Below are 770 nucleotides of genomic sequence, written 5' to 3'. Positions count from 1 at the left end.
AGGTTGTGCTTGGTGACCGTCTCGTAGTAGGCGGCGAGTCGATCGGTGACCAGCGAGGAAAGAATCCACGGAGACACGATGACGCGGAACTCCTCGTCCAGGCCCGGGATGGCGAACTCGGCGGTGTCGATGATGTTGATGTCGGTGTCGCCGGTCACGCCGCGGTTGAGGAAGGCGCGGACGCGCTCATCGAGCTTGCGGTTCTCGTCCTCGCCCATGAACAGGAACACGGGGACGCCCGGCTCCACGAGCTCGAGCGTGCCGTGGAAGAAGTCGGCGGACGTAATGTAACGGGTGCGCTTCCACTGCATCTCTTCGAGGATGCACATCGAGAACAGAATGGTCTCGCCCCACAGGGCGCCGGAGCCGATGAACATGGTGTAGGGCGCGAGGGCGTACTTCTTCGCGAGCTCCTCGGCACGCGGCTCGAAGCTCTTGCGAATGTCGACCAGGTGGGTCCAAACATCCTTGGTCTGCTCAATGAACTTGTCGAACTGCGGGAAGCAGCCGCGGCGGTTGAGGAGGCGCAGGCCGAAGCAGTCGGCGAGGTAGTAGCCCATCTCGCAGCCGCCGTTACCGTGATCGGAGGCCATCTTGACGCAGTTCTCGGCGCCGACAGCCTGGCCGATGGGGCCCTCGGGCTTGGTCATGGCGTAGACGCGGATGCCCTTTTCCTTCATCTTCTTGACGGCCTCGAGCACCTCGGGGGTGGTGCCGGACTCAGAGGCGGTGAGCACGACGGACTTCTCGGTCATGCGCTTGTGGCCCAT

Origin of the sequence: Collinsella aerofaciens (assembly GCF_901212495.1) — a bacterium.
In the GTDB taxonomy this organism is placed as follows: domain Bacteria; phylum Actinomycetota; class Coriobacteriia; order Coriobacteriales; family Coriobacteriaceae; genus Collinsella; species Collinsella aerofaciens_H.
This window is presented reverse-complemented; position numbering follows the sequence as displayed.